The organism is Phenylobacterium sp. GW821-FHT12F10 (genome assembly GCF_058806695.1).
On record NZ_JBXAPY010000001.1, the window covers coordinates 1807958 to 1825276 of the forward strand.

General features: G+C 70.9%; 20 protein-coding genes. 11 read left to right on the forward strand and 9 right to left on the reverse strand.

What is annotated here, in order from left to right; genetic code table 11:
• A complete protein-coding gene (locus AC1RN5_RS09080) occupies positions 1 to 936 on the forward strand; it encodes a type II secretion system F family protein (protein ID WP_493040866.1) in 936 nt (311 codons plus the stop codon).
• Here the strand turns inward: AC1RN5_RS09080 and AC1RN5_RS09085 are convergent.
• Positions 929 to 1819 carry a LysR substrate-binding domain-containing protein gene (locus AC1RN5_RS09085; protein WP_493040867.1) on the reverse strand — a complete coding sequence of 297 codons (891 nt, stop codon included), beginning with the start codon at positions 1817 to 1819 and terminating at the stop codon, positions 929 to 931. The two genes, AC1RN5_RS09080 and AC1RN5_RS09085, sit on opposite strands and share 8 nt — an antisense overlap.
• A gap of 117 nt (positions 1820 to 1936) precedes the next feature.
• On the opposite strand from AC1RN5_RS09085, the gene AC1RN5_RS09090 reads away from it, so the two are divergent.
• The 7 genes from AC1RN5_RS09090 to AC1RN5_RS09120 all read left to right on the forward strand — a co-directional run bounded on the left by AC1RN5_RS09090 (position 1937) and on the right by AC1RN5_RS09120 (position 9135).
• Positions 1937 to 3328, forward strand: coding sequence for a cytochrome P450 (locus AC1RN5_RS09090; protein WP_493040868.1), 1392 nt, complete (start codon positions 1937 to 1939; stop codon positions 3326 to 3328).
• A 301-nt stretch (positions 3329 to 3629) separates the two neighbouring features.
• Entirely contained in the window at positions 3630 to 4934 is a 1305-nt protein-coding gene (locus AC1RN5_RS09095) for a glycosyltransferase family 4 protein (protein ID WP_493040869.1), read from the forward strand.
• The gene (locus tag AC1RN5_RS09100) at positions 4928 to 5647 is read left to right on the forward strand and encodes a class I SAM-dependent methyltransferase (RefSeq protein WP_493040870.1); all 720 of its coding nucleotides are present in this window, start codon (positions 4928 to 4930) and stop codon (positions 5645 to 5647) included. Before AC1RN5_RS09095 ends, AC1RN5_RS09100 begins: the two co-directional genes overlap by 7 nt.
• Positions 5644 to 6693 carry a prenyltransferase gene (locus AC1RN5_RS09105; protein WP_493040871.1) on the forward strand — a complete coding sequence of 350 codons (1050 nt, stop codon included), beginning with the start codon at positions 5644 to 5646 and terminating at the stop codon, positions 6691 to 6693. The genes AC1RN5_RS09100 and AC1RN5_RS09105 overlap by 4 nt, the downstream gene beginning before the upstream one ends.
• Before the next feature lie 70 nt (positions 6694 to 6763).
• Positions 6764 to 7720: an acyl-CoA thioester hydrolase/BAAT C-terminal domain-containing protein gene (locus tag AC1RN5_RS09110; protein ID WP_493040872.1), complete on the forward strand. Its 957-nt coding sequence runs from the start codon at positions 6764 to 6766 to the stop codon at positions 7718 to 7720.
• A 12-nt stretch (positions 7721 to 7732) separates the two neighbouring features.
• Positions 7733 to 8500, forward strand: a complete 768-nt coding sequence (locus AC1RN5_RS09115; RefSeq protein WP_493040873.1) for a MerR family transcriptional regulator — start codon at positions 7733 to 7735, stop codon at positions 8498 to 8500.
• A 188-nt stretch (positions 8501 to 8688) separates the two neighbouring features.
• A complete protein-coding gene (locus tag AC1RN5_RS09120; protein WP_493040874.1) occupies positions 8689 to 9135 on the forward strand; it encodes a VOC family protein in 447 nt (148 codons plus the stop codon).
• A gap of 1 nt (position 9136) precedes the next feature.
• On the opposite strand, the gene AC1RN5_RS09125 is transcribed toward AC1RN5_RS09120, so the two are convergent.
• Both AC1RN5_RS09125 and AC1RN5_RS09130 read right to left on the reverse strand, forming a co-directional pair.
• Positions 9137 to 9736 (reverse strand): YdeI/OmpD-associated family protein, encoded by a 600-nt coding sequence (locus tag AC1RN5_RS09125; RefSeq protein ID WP_493040875.1) that lies wholly within the window; start codon positions 9734 to 9736, stop codon positions 9137 to 9139.
• Positions 9729 to 10340 (reverse strand): class I SAM-dependent methyltransferase, encoded by a 612-nt coding sequence (locus AC1RN5_RS09130; protein ID WP_493040876.1) that lies wholly within the window; start codon positions 10338 to 10340, stop codon positions 9729 to 9731. The genes AC1RN5_RS09125 and AC1RN5_RS09130 overlap by 8 nt, the downstream gene beginning before the upstream one ends.
• A 66-nt stretch (positions 10341 to 10406) precedes the next feature.
• Here AC1RN5_RS09130 and AC1RN5_RS09135 point away from each other — a divergent pair, with 66 nt between their 5' ends.
• Together AC1RN5_RS09135 and AC1RN5_RS09140 are read left to right on the forward strand one after the other, a co-directional pair.
• Positions 10407 to 11744, forward strand: coding sequence for a M28 family peptidase (locus AC1RN5_RS09135; RefSeq protein ID WP_493040877.1), 1338 nt, complete (start codon positions 10407 to 10409; stop codon positions 11742 to 11744).
• A gap of 63 nt (positions 11745 to 11807) precedes the next feature.
• The gene (locus tag AC1RN5_RS09140) at positions 11808 to 12116 is read left to right on the forward strand and encodes a glycine zipper 2TM domain-containing protein (protein WP_493040878.1); all 309 of its coding nucleotides are present in this window, start codon (positions 11808 to 11810) and stop codon (positions 12114 to 12116) included.
• A gap of 87 nt (positions 12117 to 12203) precedes the next feature.
• Here the strand turns inward: AC1RN5_RS09140 and AC1RN5_RS09145 are convergent, their stop codons facing one another.
• Positions 12204 to 12587, reverse strand: coding sequence for a DUF6841 family protein (locus tag AC1RN5_RS09145; RefSeq protein ID WP_493040879.1), 384 nt, complete (start codon positions 12585 to 12587; stop codon positions 12204 to 12206).
• 67 nt (positions 12588 to 12654) lie between these two features.
• On the opposite strand from AC1RN5_RS09145, the gene AC1RN5_RS09150 reads away from it, so the two are divergent.
• Positions 12655 to 13365, forward strand: coding sequence for a hypothetical protein (locus AC1RN5_RS09150; RefSeq protein WP_493040880.1), 711 nt, complete (start codon positions 12655 to 12657; stop codon positions 13363 to 13365).
• Here the strand turns inward: AC1RN5_RS09150 and AC1RN5_RS09155 are convergent.
• Genes AC1RN5_RS09155 through AC1RN5_RS09175 form a run of 5 tightly spaced genes read right to left on the reverse strand, consistent with a single transcriptional unit; the run spans position 13358 to position 17282 of the window.
• Positions 13358 to 14314 carry an alpha/beta fold hydrolase gene (locus tag AC1RN5_RS09155; RefSeq protein WP_493040881.1) on the reverse strand — a complete coding sequence of 319 codons (957 nt, stop codon included), beginning with the start codon at positions 14312 to 14314 and terminating at the stop codon, positions 13358 to 13360. The two genes, AC1RN5_RS09150 and AC1RN5_RS09155, sit on opposite strands and share 8 nt — an antisense overlap.
• 48 nt (positions 14315 to 14362) lie before the next feature.
• Positions 14363 to 14683 carry a peptidase inhibitor I78 gene (locus AC1RN5_RS09160; RefSeq protein ID WP_493040882.1) on the reverse strand — a complete coding sequence of 107 codons (321 nt, stop codon included), beginning with the start codon at positions 14681 to 14683 and terminating at the stop codon, positions 14363 to 14365.
• On the reverse strand, positions 14680 to 15129 hold the full coding sequence (locus AC1RN5_RS09165; protein WP_493040883.1) for a DNA polymerase III subunit chi: 450 nt from the start codon (positions 15127 to 15129) through the stop codon (positions 14680 to 14682). Before AC1RN5_RS09165 ends, AC1RN5_RS09160 begins: the two co-directional genes overlap by 4 nt.
• A gap of 2 nt (positions 15130 to 15131) precedes the next feature.
• Complete coding sequence (locus AC1RN5_RS09170; protein ID WP_493040884.1) at positions 15132 to 15812, reverse strand: alpha/beta fold hydrolase; 681 nt, start codon at positions 15810 to 15812, stop codon at positions 15132 to 15134.
• A 9-nt stretch (positions 15813 to 15821) separates the two neighbouring features.
• Complete coding sequence (locus AC1RN5_RS09175) at positions 15822 to 17282, reverse strand: leucyl aminopeptidase (protein ID WP_493040885.1); 1461 nt, start codon at positions 17280 to 17282, stop codon at positions 15822 to 15824.
• Positions 17283 to 17319 lie beyond the last annotated feature (37 nt).

Sequence of the window (17319 nt, forward strand, 5' to 3'; positions counted from 1 at the left end):
ATGGACCTGCAGACCCTGATCCTCTGGTTCGGCCTGGCCATGGTGGCCGGCGGCCTGCTGGGCGGCGGCGTCCTGGCCGCCGGCGAGCTGCGCGTCCGTTCCCTGCGCAGGGCGCGCTTCCAGGACCCGGCAGCGGCGCCCCCGATGGGCGAGGCCCGCGGCGAGGTCCGCATCCTCGGCCAGGTGACCGCCAGCGTCCGCCGCCTGGGCCAGCAGGCCGCCGTCCGCGACCCCTCCAAAGTCTCCGACGTGCGCATGCGCCTGGTGCGCGCCGGCTTCTTCGGCCGCGAGGCGCCGATCTACTATCTGGGCGCGCGGGCGGCCGCCCTGGCCCTGGCCACCCTGGGGACCATCATCCTGCTGCCCTTCGCCCTGCAGCCCGGTCGCGGCATGGCGCCGGTGCTGCTGGCCGCCATCCTGGCCCTGCTGGCCCTGCTCGGCCCCGACCAGGTGCTGTCCGCGCGCCAGAAGGACCGCGAGCGGGAATATGCCGACGGCTTCCCCGACCTGCTGGACCTGCTGGTGGCTTCGGTGGAGGCGGGCCTGTCCCTGGACGCCGCCGTCGGTCGCGTCACCGACGAACTGGTCCGCCGCTATCCGCGCCTGACCGTCCACCTGCGGATGCTGACCCTGGAGCTGCGGGCCGGCAAGTCGCGCAAGGAGGCCTGGACCGCCTTCGCCGACCGCCTGGGCATAGACGACGCCCGGGCCTTCGCCACCATGCTGCGCCAGGCCGAGGACATGGGCACCAGCCTGGGCGAGACCCTCTCGGTCTTCTCCCAGGACATGCGCCAGAAGCGGATGCTCCGGGCCGAGGAGAAGGCCCTGGCCCTGCCGGTGAAACTCACCGTCCCGCTCATCCTGTTCATCTTCCCCTGCCTGCTGGGGGTCCTGCTGCTGCCCGCCGCCTACCGGCTGATGCACGTCTTCAACTAGGCTTGGGAACGCGCCCCGCCTCGTCGAGCAGCCAGTCGCGGAAGGCCGCGACGGCGGGCTTGGCCGGGCCCGGCGGCAGGATCAGGTAGAACTGGGCCGGCGTCCGCACGAACCCGACCGGGGCGGCCAGCCGCCCGGCCTCGATGTCGGCGGCCACATAGACGAAGGGGCTCAGCCCCACCCCCAGCCCCGCCACCGCCGCCTCCAGCATGTAGAACAGGTGCTCGAACTCCCGGTTCTGCGCCGCCTCGGGCAGGGAGATCCCGGTGTGCCGCTCCCATTCGGCCCAGGCCTGCAGGTGCGGCCGGGTGTGCAGCCGCGGCAGGCCGGCGAAGGCCGTCACCCCCGGCGTCCCGCCGGTGAGCTGCGGCGCGGCGACGGGCCCATGGAAATTGTCCAGGAAGCCGATGGCCTCCCCGCCGTGGGCCGGCACGTGCTCGGTCAGGCGGATGGCGGCGTCGTAGCGCTCGCGGGCGAAGTCGGCCGGGGCGAAGCTCTCCGTCACCCGCACCCGCAAGCCCGGATGCTGCGCGTGGAACGACCCCAGGCGCGGGATCAGCCAGCGCATGGCGAAGGTGCCCAGGCAGGACAGGTGCAACTCGGCGGCGTCCGCCGACTTCAGCTCGGCGAGCGTCCGCTCCACCCGGTCGAAGGCCCCCGACAGCGAGGCCGCCAGCCGCTCGCCGGCGTCGGTCAGCTTCAGCCGGTGCCGGGGCCCCTCGGTGAGCGGCAGGCCCACGGCCAGCTCCAGGCTGCGGATCTGCCGGCTCACCGCGCCGTGGGTGACGCAGAGCTCGTCGGCCGCCGTGGTCATCTTCCCCAGCCGCGCGAAGGCCTCGAAGGCGCGCAGGGCGGTCAGGGGCGGAAGCGAACGCTTGGTCATCGCCGTCTCATGTGAGGTCAGATCACAAGAACAACACGGTTATATCGTTTGTTGCGCTGCATCAAATTCGCTCATCTTCCGGTCGAGCCGAAACGCTCGCGACCGAGGGGATTGGTCATGACCGACACCGCCGTCCTGGGCCCCGCGCCCTTCCGACCCGCCGCGCCCGAACAGCCCGAGGACTGGCGGCCCACCTGGCGCGTCTTCGTCGACAAGGAGGCCCAGAACCCGCTCAACGGCTGGCCCAAGGAGGCCTTCGAGCACCACCACCACGCCCGCCGCGTCCTCCACCTGCGCTACCATTTCATCAGCGATCCCGACGCCATCAAGAAGGTGCTGCTGGACCGGGTCGCCGACTACCCCAAGCCCGGCCTGGTGAAGAAGATGCTGGCCCCGGCCATGGGCGAGAGCCTGCTCACCACCGAGGGCGAGGCCTGGCGCGAGCAGCGCCGGATGATGGCCCCCGTCTTCACGCCGTCAATGGTCACCGAGTTCACCCCGATCTTCGGCCAGATCGCCGCCCGCACCGCCGACCGCTGGGCTGTCGCCGACAGCGACGTCATCGACGTCGCCGCCGAGTGCCTGCGCACCACCTTCGACATCATCAACGCCACCCTCTTCTCCTCCGAGGCCGGCCTCTCGGTGGAGGAATCGGCCGGCCACATCGCCGCGGTGATGGCCGCCACTGGCCAGTATCGCCTGGGGGTGGTGCTCGGCGCGCCCTGGCTTGACCAGAACCCCGTCCAATGGCGCGGCGCCGCCGGCCGCCGCTTCATCATCGGCCGGCTGGCCGACTTCATCGCCCGGCGGCAGGCCGATCCCGCCCCGCCCCAGGACTTCATGACCCGGGTGATCGCCGCCTTCGCCCAGAGCCATCCGCCCCGGGAGGCCGCCAAGCTGGCCCTCGACAACGCCGTCACCTTCCTGGGCGCCGGCCACGAGACCACCGCCAACGGCCTGACCTGGGCCCTCTACCTGCTCAGCCGCGACCGCCAGGCCCAGGAATGGGCCGGCGAGGAGGCCCGCGAGGCCTGGGACGCCGGCGGAACCCCCGAGGAGATCCTCGCCCGCCTGCCCTATCTGAAGATGGTCTGGGAGGAGACCCTGCGCCTCTATCCCCCGGCCCTGAGGATCGACCGCGAGGCCGCCGTGGACGACGAGCTCTGCGGCCACGCCGTCCGCAAGGGCGACCAGGTCTCCATCTGGCCCTGGATCGTCCACCGCCACCGCGCCCTCTGGGACCAGCCGGAGCTGTTCAACCCGGAGAACTTCCACCCCGAGGCCAAGGCCGGCCACCACCGCTTCCAGTACATCCCCTTCGGCGCCGGCCCCCGGGTCTGCATCGGGGCGGCCTTCGCCCAGGCCGAGGGGCTGCTGGTGCTCTCCCACTGGCTGGCCCGGTTCCGCTTCCGCCCCGCCGCCGGCCACACCGTCGAGCCCACCGGCGACATCGCCATCCGCCCCAAGGGCGGCCTGCCCCTGGTGGTGGAGCCGGTGGCGGTCAGTTAGGCGGCGACGGCAAACACACATGTGTCATCCCGGAAAGCGCGGAGCGCTTGTCCGGGACCCAGACGCGCGGGGCGTGCAGGAGAAATCGGTGCATCTGGGTCCCGCACTTCCGCGCCTACGGCGCTCCATGCGGGATGAAACCTGTTGTTGCGTGAGGTTCGTGGTTCAAACGCCAGCTCTCGGCTTCCTGCCCACCTCACGCCCGCCAGCCGACACAATTCCGTCCTGAAACAACATTCCGGGTCCATACCCGGCATTCGACCTAGTCCTTTCGCCCGCTGGCGCGTTAAGGACATCGGCGATGCTGAAAACACCCTCTCCCCCCGTCGGCGTCTCCGAGACGCGTGCGCCCTCCGGGGCGCTCGATCAGCCGCCCCTGCGCATCGCCTTCCTCTCCTATCGCTCCGATCCGCGGGTCGGCGGCCAGGGGGTCTATCTCAGCCAGGCCGCCGCGGCCCTGGCCCGCCGGGGCCACAGCGTCGACATTCTCTCGGGCCCGCCCTACCCCGACACGCCCGAGGGCGTGCGGCTCATCGAGCTGCCGTCCCTGGACCTCTACAACCAGCCGCACAACGGTCACCGCGCCCTGCGCTGGAAGCACCTGCTGAGCTGGACCGACACCGCCGAATATTTCGGCCACTGGGCCGGCAAGTTCATGGAGCCCTGGAGCTTCGGCCGCCGCGCGGCCAAGTACCTGCGCGCCCATCGCCGCGACTACGACGTCGTTCTGGACAACCAGTCCCTCAGCCAGGGCCTGCTGGAGATCGAGCGCGCCGGCCTGCCGGTGGTGGGCGTCATCCACCACCCGATCCGCCGCGACCTGGAATTGGCGCTGGCCGCCGAACCCAAGTGGGGCATGCGCCTGCTGATCGCGCAGTGGTACGCCTTCCTGAAGATGCAGGAGAGGGTCGCCCCCCGGCTCAACGAGGTGATCCTGGTCTCCGAGGCCGCCGCCCGCGACGTGGCCCTGTGCCTGGACGTCGACCCCCAGGTGATGAGCGTCATCCACCTCGGCATCGACCAGGAGATCTACAAGCCCCAGCCGGACATCCGCCGCCGGGACAACCGCATCCTCACCACCGCCAGCGCCGACGTGCCGCTGAAGGGGCTCAAGCACCTCATCGAGGCCTATTCCACCCTGCTCGAGACCTATCCGCGCCTGGAGCTGATCGTCATCGGCAAGCTGCGCGAGGGTCCCACCGCCCAGATGCTGGACGACCTCAACCTGCTGGACCGGGTCAGCTTCATCCACGACCTCAGCAACGAGGAGGTGGCCGAGCAATATGCCCGCGCCACGATCTGCGTGACCCCCTCCCTCTATGAGGGCTTCGGCCTGCCCGCCGCCGAGGCCATGAGCTGCGGCGCCCCGGTGGTGGTCACCGACGGCGGCGCCCTGCCCGAGGTCGTCGGCGACGCCGGCGTGGTCGTGCCCCGCGGCGACAGCGCCGCGCTGGCCCGCGCCATCGCCGCCCTGCTGGACGATCCGGCTCGCCGCGCCGACCTGGGCGCCGCCGCCCGCCAGCGGGCCCGCACCGCCTTCTCCTGGGCCCGGGTCGCCGCCGCCTACGAGACCGTCCTGCGCCGGGCCGTGGCCCGCAAATGCTGACCGTCCGCCTGGAGACCCTGGGCCTGAAGGCCGGTGACTGGGTCCTGGACCTGGGCTGCGGCGAGGGCCGCCACGTCCACGGCCTGCACATGATCCCCGGCGTCAATGTCGTGGGCCTGGACCTCGACATCCCCAGCCTCATCAAGGCCCGCGATGGCCTCGACCACCTGCCCCCCAGCACGGGGGACGCGGCCACCAGCTTCCTCTCCGGCGACGCCTACCGCCTGCCCTTCGCCGACGCGGCCTTCGACGTGGTGATCTGCTCGGAGGTGCTGGAGCACCTGCACGAATACGACAAGGCCCTGGCCGAGATCCGCCGCGTGCTGAAGCCCGGCGGCCGCTTCGTCCCCACCGTGCCCCGCGCCTGGCCCGAGCGCATCTGCTGGGCCCTGGCCCCCGGCGCCGGGGGCTATGCCGACCAGCCCGGCGGCCACGTCCGCATCTTCCACGAGCCGGACCTTCGCAAGTCCATCAGCGACCTCGGCTTCGCCTACCGCGGCAAGCACTACGCCCACGCCCTCCACGCCCCCTACTGGTGGCTGAAGTGCGCCTTCTGGGACCGCCGCGACGACCACCCCCTGGTGAAGCTCTACCACCGCTTCCTGGTCTGGGACCTGATGGACCGCCCGGCCTTCACCCGCGTCCTCGAGGCGGCGACCGCGCCCCTGATGGGCAAGAGCGTGGCGCTCTACTTCCGCAAGGCGCCCGCATGAGCCTGGCCTTCGACCGCGTCGGCGGCCCCCTGGCCCCCTATACCGGCGCCCTGGACGTCATCCTGGTCCAGCAACAGGCCAACGGCGCCATCCCCTGGTTCGACAAGGGCCCCTGGGACCCCTGGAACCACGCCGAATGCCTGATGGCGCTCGGCGCCATGGGCGAGTTCGACGCCGCCGACCGGGGCTTCGAATACCTGGCCTGGTCGCAGGAGCAGTCCGGCGCCTGGCTCGGCGAGTACGGCAACACCCTGCCCATGGCCGACCGCCTGCACATGGCCCGCACCCCCGCCGCCGCCTTCCGCGACAGCAATTTCGCCGCCTACCCCGCCGTGGCCCTCTGGCACCGCTACCGCCTCGACAACGACCTGGCCTTCGCCCGCCGCTACTGGCCCATGGTCAGGTCGGCCATCGACTTCGTCCTCACCCTGCAGCACCCCCAGGGCGACATCTCCTGGAGCCAGGAGGCCCACCAGACGGGCGCCGACGACGCGGTCCTGGCCGGCAACGCCTCGATCCACAAGAGCCTCGACTGCGCCCTGAAGCTCGCCGATCTGGTGGGGGACCCGCAGCCGGCCTGGCGCCTGGCCAAGGACCGCCTCAGCCACGCCATCCGCAACGCGCCCCACCGCTTCGACCGCCTGCAGGACCGCTCCGACTTCGCCATGGACTGGTACTATCCCGCCCTGGCCGGGGTGCTGTCGCCCGGCGCCTCCTTCGCCCGGCTCGAGGCCCGCGCCCCGCGCTTCGCGGTGCTGGGCCGCGGCTGCCGCTGCGTGGCCAGCGAACCCTGGGTGACGGTGGCCGAGTCCTGCGAACTGGCCATGGCCCTGCTCGGCCTCGGCGCCCGGGCCGCCGCCTGCGCCCTGCTGGACTCCCAGCTCAACCACCGGGACGAGGACGGCGCCTTCTGGATGGGGTGGCAGTTCGCCGAACAGATCGTCTGGCCCCGCGAGCGCCCCACCTGGACCCAGGCCGCCGCCATCCTGGCCTTCGACGCGAGGCTGGGGGCGTCCGCGGCCCATGACGTCCTCACCGGCAGATAGGCGTTGACCCGAACCTAAGGTTCGGGTGCAGCTTGACCGTCGACCGAAGCATCGGACGACGGGAACCTCCATGAATTCAGATCGCAGAACCCTATTCCGGCGCGCCGCCGGCCTGGGACTTGGCCTCGCCGCATCGCGGGCGTCGGCCGGAACGGTGATCGCCACCGAGGTCGGAGACCGCGGCCTGGCGGGACGCTTCTACAGTCAGCCAGGGGCCCGCCGACGTCCGGGCGTGCTGATGTTGAACGGCTCAGATGGCGGCTTTCCCGCCGCGAAGGACGCCCGCGACCTCGCGGCCTCGGGCTATCCGACCCTGGCTCTGGCCTACTTCCAGGACTGGAGCGGCCAACCCTCGGGCCTGCCCAAGAGTCTGAACGAGATCCCGCTGGAATACCTCTTTCGGGGCCTGGACTGGCTGCGCGCCCGGCGCGAGGTCGGCCCCGTGGCGGTGATGGGCTTGTCACGTGGGGGAGAACTGGCCCTGCTCCTGGGCGCCCTGCGCCCCGAGGTCGCCGGGGTGATCGCCTCTTCCCCCAGCAGCCGCGTGTGGAGCGGATTACCGCCGATGGGCGGCGCGCCCGCTGCGCTGGGGCCGGCCTGGACCCTCAAGAACAGACCCGTCGCCTACCAGACGGCGGCCGCGGCGGCGGGGACACCGATGCGCCGGTGGTTCGAATTGGCCGCGCCCCTCGACGCCGCGGTGATCCCGGTGGAGCGCATCCGCGGTCCGGTGCTGCTGGTCTCCTCCAAGGCCGACACCATCTGGCCTTCCACCGTCTATGCCGATGAGATCGAGGCGCGGCTGAGGTCGCGCGATTTCCGCTATCCTGTGGTCAATCTGCAGTTCGACGCGGCCAGCCACCTGCTGATGGGCTTCGGGCCCGGAATCACGAAGATGGAGATGCCGGGCGGTGGGTTCAGCTTCGACTTCGGCGGAGACGCCCAGGGAACCGAACGCGCGCGTGACGTCGGCTGGACGGCGGCCAAGGCCTTGCTCGAAGGCCTAGCCGGCAAGCCGCGCCGCTGAGGTGCGCCGGTGATGCGGGAGTTCAAACCGATCGAGATCGCCCGGCGCACCGGGGTCACCATCCGCGCCCTGCGGCTCTACGAGCAGCATGGATTGCTCAAGCCTCGCCGGAACTCCAAGGGTTGGCGAGTCTACGACGCCGAGGTCATCGCCTGCCTGCACCAGGTTCTCTCCTTGAAGCGACTGGGTCTGACTCTTTCTCAGATCGGTGAACTCCTGGCCAAGGGGGAAGTCGATCTCGCCGCCGCCCTGGAGGTCCAGGAGGCCGCGCTTCGGACCCAGCAGACGCAGTTGGACTCGGCCCTGGCCTCGATCCGCACGGCCAAGGCCCGCCTCGCCGCAGGTGACGCGCTAGCCGTCGACGTCCTCATCGACCTGACCCGCCAGGCCGCCGAGCCCAACCGCGAACCTTGGGGCGAGACCTTCGCGCCCTTGATGCGCCAGCACCTTCGTCCCGAACAGATCGACGACCTGACCGCCCGCGACGCCTTCGCCGCGGACGAGGCCAATGGTCGCCTGTGGGAGGGCTTGGTGGCCGAGGCCCGGGCCCTGATCGGCAGCGACCCTTCCGGGCCCGCCGCCCTCGACCTCGCCCGGCGCTGGCGGACCGCCCAGGCGCGGTTCACCGGCGGCGACCCGGACCTCACCGCCGGTCTGCGGGCCGTGTGGCGCCAGGCGATCTCCGATCCGGCCCTGGCGCCGAACGTGCCGATCGACGCGGAAATCTTCGACTTCGTCCTCGCCGCCGGCCTGATGCTGAAGGTGCGCGAAGGACCTTAGCGGGCCTGAGACCGCTCCGGCGTCGATTCGGATTTTTCGAGCCGTCGCATCGTGCCCGCATGGGGCTGGCGGTTCCAGGAGGCGATCGCCTGTCTCCAGCGAGCACGGCCGCGCGCGGTGCGGCCTGTTGCGACGGCCGGCCACCGGCATAGTCTGACGCGACACTGAGCGGCGAGACGGGGACGACGATGAAGACGCGGACAGGCGAGCCGTGGATTCCGGCAAGGGCCTATGGGGCGCTGTTGCCCCAGTTCACCGTCAACCTGATCGTCCGCGATCTTGGACCCGCCCTCGCCTTCTACCGGGACGTGCTCCAGGCCCAGACCCACTACGCGGACCCTGACTTCGCGGCCATACGGATCCTCGGACTGGAGTTGATGCTGCACGCCGACCATACCTACGAACACAATCCCTGGGCGGCGGCGCTGGCCGGCGGCGGCGCGCGCGGACTCGGGGTGGAGATGCGCCTGTTGGGCCTGGATCCGGACGCCGTCGCCGAGCGCGCCCGCGCGCGCGGCGCAATCTTTCAGGACGTCGTCCTGCGAGGCCATGGCTGGCGCGAGGTGATGATCCAGGATCCGGATGGCTATGTCTGGGCCGTCGGCATGGCGGCGACGCAAGCGCCTTGGCCCTAGGCTACGACGACCGCTTCGCCCTGCGCGGATGGATCGTCTCGCCTCGGCTCAACATGCTCACCAGCTCGGCGATCTTGGCGGCGCGCTTCTCCGGGGTCTTGGCCTGCTGCACCCGGTAGAGGATCGCGAAACGGTTGGCGGAATCCAGCGCCTCGAACAGGTCGCGCGCGGCGGGTTCGGCCTCCAGCGCCGCCAACAGGTCGGCGTCCGGCGCCGCCTTGCTCTGGGCCGGATAGGCCGCGGCCCAGCGCCCGTCCGCCTTCGCCTGGTCAACCTGCGCTCGCCCTCGCGCGTGCATCAAGCCGGCCTGCTCCAGCTTCTCCACACGCTCGCGGTTGATCTGCGACCAGACGCTCTTGGGCCGCCGCGGCGAGAAGCGGGTTTTGAAATAGTGGGCGTCGAGGCTGCCGAGCTGGCCGTCCACCCAGCCATAGGCCAGCGCGCAATCTATGGCGTCCGACTTGCTCACGGTCGCCTCCGGCGCGCCCTGTTTGGCGAACCGCAGCCAGGCGCCGGGACAGGTCTCGCCGTGCGCCTCCAGCCAACGCCTCAGGGAGTCCGCATCGGCGAACGTCAAGAGCGGCAGGTCATCCTTAGGCACGGCGCAGCACCCTGAGACTCTTCACCGCCGCCACCTCCTCATAGAGGTCCGACGCCAGGGCCCGCTGGTAGATCTCGAAGGGCGGCCGGCCGCCGTCGGCGGGATCGGGAAACACGTCGTGGATGGCGAGCGTCCCGCCGGCCATCAGGTGCGGCGTCCAGTGGCGCCAGTCGCCCAGGGCCGCCTCCATGGTGTGGCCGCCATCGATGAACAGGAAGCTGAGCGGCGTCGCCCAGGCCTTGGCGATCAGGGCCGAGCGGCCCACCACCGGGAACACGACCTCCTCCAGCCCCGCCCGCCTCAGGGTCGTACGCAGGAACGGCAGGGTGTCCATGGCGCCCGCCGCCTCGTCCCACAGCTCGGCGTCGTGATATTCCCACCCCGGCTGGTTCTCCTCCGAACCCCGATGGTGGTCGACGGAGAACAGCACCCCGCCCGCCGCCTGGCAGGCCGTCCCCAGATAGACCGCCGACTTGCCGCAATAGGCGCCGATCTCCAGGCACGGCCCGCGGGGCGCGCAGGCCAGGGCCGCGTCATACAGCGCCGCCCCCTCCGCCGGATCCATGAAGCCTTTGACGCTGTCGATATCGATGGGGAGTTTCATGGGCGCTCTCCTAGCAGAGCGCGGCGCCCTGGCGTAACAGTCGTCACAGGTTTTCGAAGGTCCCCCATGCGCCCCATCCTGCTGACCGCCCTCCTCGCCTTCCCCCTGCTCACCGCCGCCGCCAAGCCGCAGCCCGAACTGGTCCAGATCGCCAGAGAGGTCCAGCAGGCCAGGCTGCAGGCCACCATCACCCGGCTGGTGGGGTTCGGCACTCGCCACACCCTGTCGGACCGCGCCTCGCCCACCCGCGGCATCGGCGCCGCCGAGCGCTGGACCGCCGCGGAGTTCGAGGCGATTTCAAAGGAATGCGGCGGTTGCCTCACCGTCGCGGTTCCGAAACAGACCTTCACCGGCAAGCGCGTTCCCAATCCCACGGAGATCGGGGCCATCCTCGCCATCCAGAAGGGGACCACCGATCCGGACCGGGTGATCGTCATCTCCGGCCACATCGACAGCCGGGTCACCGACGTCATGAACGCCACGGCCGACGCGCCCGGCGCCAATGACGACGGCTCGGGGACCGCCGCCGTGATCGAGGCCGCCCGCGTGCTCTCCAAGCACAAATTCCCCGCCACCCTGGTCTTCGCGGTCCTGGAGGGCGAGGAACAGGGCCTCTATGGCGGCAAGGTCCTGGCCGCCTACGCCAAGGACCACGGCTGGCGGGTCGAGGCCGACCTCAACAACGACATCGTCGGCAACACCCATGGCGCCAGCGGCGTCCACAACGACCGCCAGGTCCGCGTCTTCTCCGAAGGCACCAAGGCGGTGGAGACCCCCGACCAGGCGAATGGCCGCCGCTACAATGGCGGCGAGGTGGACTCCCCCTCGCGCAACCTCGCCCGCTTCGCCGATGGCCTCGCCGAGACCTATCTGAAGGATCTCGATGTGGTGATGGTCTACCGCACCGACCGCTACGGCCGTGGCGGCGACCAGGTGGAGATGCTGAACGCCGGCTTCCCCGCCATCCGGGTCACCGAGGCCGCCGAGCACTATGATCGCCAGCACCAGGACCTGCGCACCGAGAACGGCCGCCCCTACGGCGACACCATCGAGGGCGTCGACTTCCCCTATCTGGCCAAGGTCACCCAGCTCAACGTCGTGATGATGGCGGCGCTCGCCAAGGCGCCGGCCCCGCCCGAGGACGTCAAGATCGAGGGCGCGGTCTCCCCCGACACCAAGGTCTCCTGGTCCGCCAGCCCCGGCGCGGGGGGCTACCGCGTCCACTGGCGCGCCACCACCGCCCCGCGCTGGGAGCACGCCAAGGACACCACCGCCACGGCCGAGACCCTCAAGGGCGTGGTCATCGACGACTGGTTCTTCGGGGTCTCGGCCATCTCCGCCGACGGCTATGAAAGTCCGGTGGTCTTCCCCGGGGCGGCGGGGTCCTTCAGCGTCGCCAAGTAGCAACCTTCAGCGGCCCTGGGGGTTAAGTCGCCTGACCGACAAACCCTCAAGGGAGTTCCCCCCATGCGCAACCACTTCGCGCCCATCGCCCTGATCGCCGCCGCCGTCGCCATGACGTCTCTTCCCGTCTCGGCCGAGGCCCGCACCCGCACCCACAAGGTCTGGGTCTGCGAGAAGGACGTCCGTCACGCCGCCAACACCGGCACTGTCGTCGGCGCCGTCGGCGGGGCCCTGCTGGGCAGCGCCGTGGCCGGCCACGGGGCCAAGACCGAAGGCGCCGTCATCGGCGCGGGCCTCGGCGGCCTCACCGGCCACCAGCTGGCCAAGAAGAACGCCAAGAAGAACTGCCACTACGTGACCCGCCGCTACTAGGACGGGTTCTGGAGCGTGACAGCCGGAAGTGGCCGCCGGTTCCGGCGCCCGTCACGCGACCAGGAAAAATCGTGGAGCCGTTAGGCTCTACGGCGCGTAGCTCGACCGGGCCTTGACGCCCCAATGGCCGTGCTCGCGCGTGATCACGTAGATTGAATCGAACCCGCCGATCACGCTGCCGTCCTTGCGGTAGCGTGTGAAGCGGGTGTCGATGTGCACCTTGTCGGCCCCGGCGTGGATCACCTCCCGCCGCTCCCAGGCCGAATGGTCCCAGTCCGCCAGCGCCCCCTTGTCGAACATGCCCGGCTTGTGGTCGCCGGCCTGGATGATCACCAGGGTCCCCGAGGCCAGACGCACGCTCGGGAAGTTGAAGGTGGCGTCCCAGCGCGCCACGTCCCGCGCGTTGAACCCCGCCATGAACTCGTCCAGCACGCCCTGCGCGGCGGCGATCTCGACTGCGAAGTCGGCCATCTGAACTCTCCCTCAAGACATCGGCTTGGTTGCTGCTAGCATCGCGGCCAAATCCAGGGAGGCAAGTATGAACAGGCTGATCATCGGCGGCGCCGCGGCGCTCATCGCCATGGGCGCTCTGACCACCACCGCGGTCGTCGCCAAGGAACGCTCCAAGATGACCTTCTTCATCACCAGCGTCGGCCCCGGCAAGGGCGGCGACCTGGGCGGGCTGAAGGGCGCGGACGCCTGGTGCCAGAAGCTGGCGACGGAGGCCGGCGCCGGCGACCACGCCTGGCGCGCCTATCTCTCGGCCACGGACTCCAAGGGCAAGGCCATCAACGCCCGCGACCGCATCGGCAAGGGCCCCTGGTTCAACGCCAAGGGGGTGCAGATCGCCTCCAGCCTCGAGGATCTGCACAGCGAGGCGGCGCTCACCGGCAAGGCCAACTCCCTCGACGAGAAGGGCGCGCCCGTCAAAGGCCGCGGCGACAGCCCCAACCAGCACGACATCATGACCGGCTCGCTCACCGACGGCCGCCTGGCCCCGCCGGTGGCCATGCCCCTGCCCGCCAACGCGCCCGCCGGAACCCCCGCCCCCGCCGCGCCGCCGAACCTCACCTGCAACAACTGGACGTCCTCCAGCGCGAGCCGGACGATGGTCGGCCACCACGACCGCCAGGGCGGCGGCCAGAACCCCACCTCCTGGAACTCCGCCCACCAGACCCGCAGCTGCTCCCAGCCCGACCTGGTGGCGACGGGCGGCAACGGCCTCTTCTACTGCTTCGCCATCAAGTAGCGGGGAGCGAGGCGATGAACGCCTTCAGGTCGGCCACGGACCGGTCGGGGATCTGCTCCATCGGCACGTGGCCGACACCGGGATAGGTGATCAGCTTGGCGCCGGGGATGGCGCCGGCCAGGCCGCGACCGGCGGCGACGTCGATCACCGTGTCGGCCTCGCCGTGCATCACCAGGGTCGGGGTCTTGATGGTTCCGAACACCGACCGGTCGATCCGCCGCTGCGGGCCGTCGCGGCCGGAGGTCAGGATCGCCCGGTGGCCCGGCGCCAGGGCCAGTTCCACATAGCGGTCCACCAGGGCCGGGGTGACGACCTTCTCGTCCACATAGGCCGACCTCAGTCCCTTGGCCGCCAGGGGCCGGGGATTGATCTTGCGCAGGAAGGCGCGGCCCGCCGGATTGCCCAGCAGCTTGAACACCACCGGCGGCTTCTCCTTGCCCCGGTCCTCGCGGGGCCAGCCGGCGGCGTCCACCAGCACTAGGCCGCGCAGGCGCTCGGGATGGGCGAGCGCATAGGCCCAGGCCACCCCGCCGCCCATGGAGTTGCCGACGATGACGAAGCGGTCGGCCTTGAGGTTGCGGGTCAACTCGTCCACCACCGCCACATTGGTCGCCTGGGCGGCCACATAACCCTCGGGCGCCCGCGTCAGGCCATGGCCGGGCAGGTCCAGGCTGATCACCCGGTAGTCCGGCGCCAGCCGCTGAACCCAGGGCTCCCAGGTGTGCAGCGAGGCCGCGAACCCGTGCACCAGCACGACGGCGGGCCCGTCGGCCCGGCCCTGGTCTCGGTAGTGGACGCGCAGGTCGCCCGGCAGGTCCATATAGTGCGAGGCCGGCCCGCCGTACTTGGCCTCCAGGGTTGGATAGGGGATGTCCTTGGCGGTCAGGGCGCAGCCTGCCAGGGCTAGGCCCGCCACGACCGTCACCAGAATTCCCACGACCCACTTCATGCCCGTCCCCCCGTTTCACGCAGGTGGCCAGACTGACCCATGGTCAGGTCAACCGCACTTCACCTCTTTCACGATCCCGGTCTGGGCGTCGTAGAAGAAGTTCAGCCGCCGGGGGTTGTAGTCCATGGTCACCGGGCAGGTGGTGCAGGCCACCCGCTGCAGGGCCGGCAGCACCGGGATCGGGATCTCGGTCCGCGAGCGGCCGACATATTTCTGGGCCTCGGCCGCGCCGCACTGGTCGGCCGGCGGGGGCGGCGGCGGCGCGGGGCGATAGGGCGCGGGTGGGGGCGGCGCGGGCTGCGGCGCGTCGCTGGCGCAGGCGGTCATCAGCAGGGCCAGGCCCACGCCCGCCAGGATCTTGAGTTTCATGCCTGTTTCTCCCAACCGCGTCCCTGCTGCTTCCAATAGGAGGCGGGCAGGCCCTTGGCCTTGACCGCGCTCCACTGGCGGCGGGCGAGCGCCACCGCCTCTTCGTCCCCGCCGTCGAACAAGATCACGCACCGGGCGTAGTCGCCAAGCTCCCCGGGCTCGGCCCCGTCCACCAGGAACAGGGCGTCGGCCCCGTTGGGGTTCTCGGTCCCCGTGGTGAGCAGGATCGGCTGCCGCGCCGCCCCCGGCTCCTCGGCCGGAGCGTGGGGCAGGAAGCTCTCGTCGCGATAGGCCCACAGCCAGCCGTCCAGGTGCTCCACCCGCTGCGGTCCGGCGGCCCGCACGATGGCCTTCCAGCCCCGCGCCAGGGTCTTTTCCAGCAGTTCCGGCAGGGCCTGGTCCAGGCCCGTCCGCTCCAGGTGATAGAACCAGACCTCGCAGGCCATGCTCAGCCCCGCACCAGATTGATCAGGGCCGCGGCCACCTCGGCCGGGTGGGTCATCATCGCCAGGTGATGGCGGTCGAGCCTCAGCGTGGCGATGCCGTGGGCGCGGGCGACGGCCGCCTCGTCCTCATAGGCCTTGGAGAGGCGCAGATAGGCCCAGCCCACGTCGTCGGGCAGGTCGAGCTCGGGCTCGGCCTCCTCCAGATAGGCCATCGGCGTCGGCGCCAGCTCGGCGAGGAAGGCCGCGCGCGCCGCCCCCTCCGGCAGGGTTGCGGCCAGGGCGTCGGCCGGGAACCACTGGTCCCAGGGCGGGGCGCAGCCGTCGCGGGCCGCCTCCCTCAGGGTGCGTCCCAGGGCGTCCCCGGCGGTCTCGAACCAGCAGCGCCCGGGATTGGGCAGGATGGCGTCCAGGAAGATCACCTGGCTCACCGTCCCCTGCGACGCCGCCGTCACCGAGGTGGCGAGCGCCCCGGCGCCCGAATGCACCACCAGCACCACCGGGTCCATGGGGGCGATCTGCGCGGCCACGCTCTGCGCCAGGGCCGGGAAATAGGGCGGGTTCACCCCGGCGAGCGCCGGCAGCCTGGGCGCGGCGGCCCAGACTCCCAGGTCGGCGAAGGCGTCGATCGCCGGCCGCCAGCAGCTGGCGCCCACCAGGGGGCTATGCAGCAGGGCGAAGCGCAAGGCGGGCGATCAGCCTTCGTACTTGTCGGCCACCATGCGGTTCAGCAGCCGCACGCCGAAGCCGGTGGCGCCGTCGGGGATGGTGGGGACGGTGGACGGCTTCTTCCAGGCGGTGCCGGCGATGTCCAGGTGGGCCCACGGCACGCCGTTGACGAAGCGCTGGATGAACATGGCCGCGGTGATCGAGCCCCCCGGCCGGCCGCCGGTGTTCTTCATGTCGGCGATCATCGAGTCGATGTTCTTGTCGTAGTGAGCCGGCAGCGGCATCCGCCACAGGGGCTCGTTCTCAGCGCTGGAAGCCGCCATAAGATTTGCCGACAACTCATCGCTATTGCTGAACAACCCGCCCACATCATCGCCCAGCGCGATGATGATCGCCCCGGTCAGGGTGGCCAGGTCGACCATGAACTTCGGCTTGAACCGCTGCTGGCAGTACCAGACCGCGTCGGCCAGGACGAGGCGGCCCTCGGCGTCGGTGTTGATGATCTCGATGGTCTGGCCCGACATGGAGGTCACCACGTCCCCCGGACGCTGGGCGTTGCCGTCGGGCATGTTCTCCACCAGGCCGAGGATGCCCACGGCGTTGACCTTGGCCTTGCGGCCCGCCAGCACGTGCATCAGGCCCGAGACGGCCGCGGCGCCGCCCATGTCGGTCTTCATGTGCTCCATGTTGTCGGCCGGCTTGATGCTGATGCCGCCGGTGTCGAAGCAGACGCCCTTGCCGACGAAGGCGATGGGCTGGGCCTTCTTGTCGTCGGCGCCGTTCCACTTGAGGATGGCCAGCTGGCTCTCGCGGATGCTCCCCTGCCCGACCCCCAGCAGCGAGCCCATGCCCAGCTTCATCATCTCGGCCTCGCCGAGGATCTCGACCTCCAGGCCCAGCTCCTCCAGCTGCTTCACCCGCTTGGCGAACTCGGCGGGATAGAGGACGTTCGGCGGCTCGGAGACCAGGTCGCGGGCGAAGCTGATGGCGTCGGCCAGGGCCGCCAGGTCGGCGAAGGCGGTGACGGCGGCGTCCGCCTCGGCGGTCACCACCTCGGTCTTGACGATGGAGGGCTTCTTCTCGGCCGCCTCCTTGGTGCGGTACTTGTCGAAGCGGTAGGCCGCCAGCCGCACCCCGAAGGCCGCGCGCGACGCCTTGGCCGCGTCGGCGCTGGGCAGCACCACCCGCAGGGTGGTCAGGCCCGAGGTCTTCACCGCGGCGAAGGCCGAGGCGGCCGCGGTCTCGGCGGCCATGGCGTCGAAGTCGCCGGCCTTGCCGGCGCCCACCAGCACCACGCGGGCGGCGTCGGAGCCCGCCGGCGCGAGCACGTCCAGGGTCTGGCCCTTGCCGCCGGTGAAACGGGCCCCGGCCAGGGCCTTGGCGAAGGCGCCGCCCTGGGCCGACGCGGCCTCGCCCTCGAACACGACGATCGCCAGGGCGCTCTTTTCACCAAGCGCGGCGTCAGCCGCGACGAACTGGATATCCATGAATTTCTCTCAAACGTCTCAACCCGGCGCAGCGTGC

Coding starts and splice junctions, on each gene's coding strand:
- AC1RN5_RS09110 (WP_493040872.1), top strand. CDS start 6,764: ATGAATTCAGATCGCAGAACCCTATTCCGGCGCGCCGCCGGCCTGGGA.
- AC1RN5_RS09175 (WP_493040885.1), bottom strand. CDS start 17,282: ATGGATATCCAGTTCGTCGCGGCTGACGCCGCGCTTGGTGAAAAGAGC.
- AC1RN5_RS09090 (WP_493040868.1), top strand. CDS start 1,937: ATGACCGACACCGCCGTCCTGGGCCCCGCGCCCTTCCGACCCGCCGCG.
- AC1RN5_RS09165 (WP_493040883.1), bottom strand. CDS start 15,129: ATGGCCTGCGAGGTCTGGTTCTATCACCTGGAGCGGACGGGCCTGGAC.
- AC1RN5_RS09120 (WP_493040874.1), top strand. CDS start 8,689: ATGAAGACGCGGACAGGCGAGCCGTGGATTCCGGCAAGGGCCTATGGG.
- AC1RN5_RS09100 (WP_493040870.1), top strand. CDS start 4,928: ATGCTGACCGTCCGCCTGGAGACCCTGGGCCTGAAGGCCGGTGACTGG.
- AC1RN5_RS09080 (WP_493040866.1), top strand. CDS start 1: ATGGACCTGCAGACCCTGATCCTCTGGTTCGGCCTGGCCATGGTGGCC.
- AC1RN5_RS09085 (WP_493040867.1), bottom strand. CDS start 1,819: ATGACCAAGCGTTCGCTTCCGCCCCTGACCGCCCTGCGCGCCTTCGAG.
- AC1RN5_RS09095 (WP_493040869.1), top strand. CDS start 3,630: ATGCTGAAAACACCCTCTCCCCCCGTCGGCGTCTCCGAGACGCGTGCG.
- AC1RN5_RS09140 (WP_493040878.1), top strand. CDS start 11,808: ATGCGCAACCACTTCGCGCCCATCGCCCTGATCGCCGCCGCCGTCGCC.
- AC1RN5_RS09155 (WP_493040881.1), bottom strand. CDS start 14,314: ATGAAGTGGGTCGTGGGAATTCTGGTGACGGTCGTGGCGGGCCTAGCC.
- AC1RN5_RS09115 (WP_493040873.1), top strand. CDS start 7,733: ATGCGGGAGTTCAAACCGATCGAGATCGCCCGGCGCACCGGGGTCACC.
- AC1RN5_RS09105 (WP_493040871.1), top strand. CDS start 5,644: ATGAGCCTGGCCTTCGACCGCGTCGGCGGCCCCCTGGCCCCCTATACC.
- AC1RN5_RS09135 (WP_493040877.1), top strand. CDS start 10,407: ATGCGCCCCATCCTGCTGACCGCCCTCCTCGCCTTCCCCCTGCTCACC.
- AC1RN5_RS09160 (WP_493040882.1), bottom strand. CDS start 14,683: ATGAAACTCAAGATCCTGGCGGGCGTGGGCCTGGCCCTGCTGATGACC.
- AC1RN5_RS09145 (WP_493040879.1), bottom strand. CDS start 12,587: ATGGCCGACTTCGCAGTCGAGATCGCCGCCGCGCAGGGCGTGCTGGAC.
- AC1RN5_RS09150 (WP_493040880.1), top strand. CDS start 12,655: ATGAACAGGCTGATCATCGGCGGCGCCGCGGCGCTCATCGCCATGGGC.
- AC1RN5_RS09130 (WP_493040876.1), bottom strand. CDS start 10,340: ATGAAACTCCCCATCGATATCGACAGCGTCAAAGGCTTCATGGATCCG.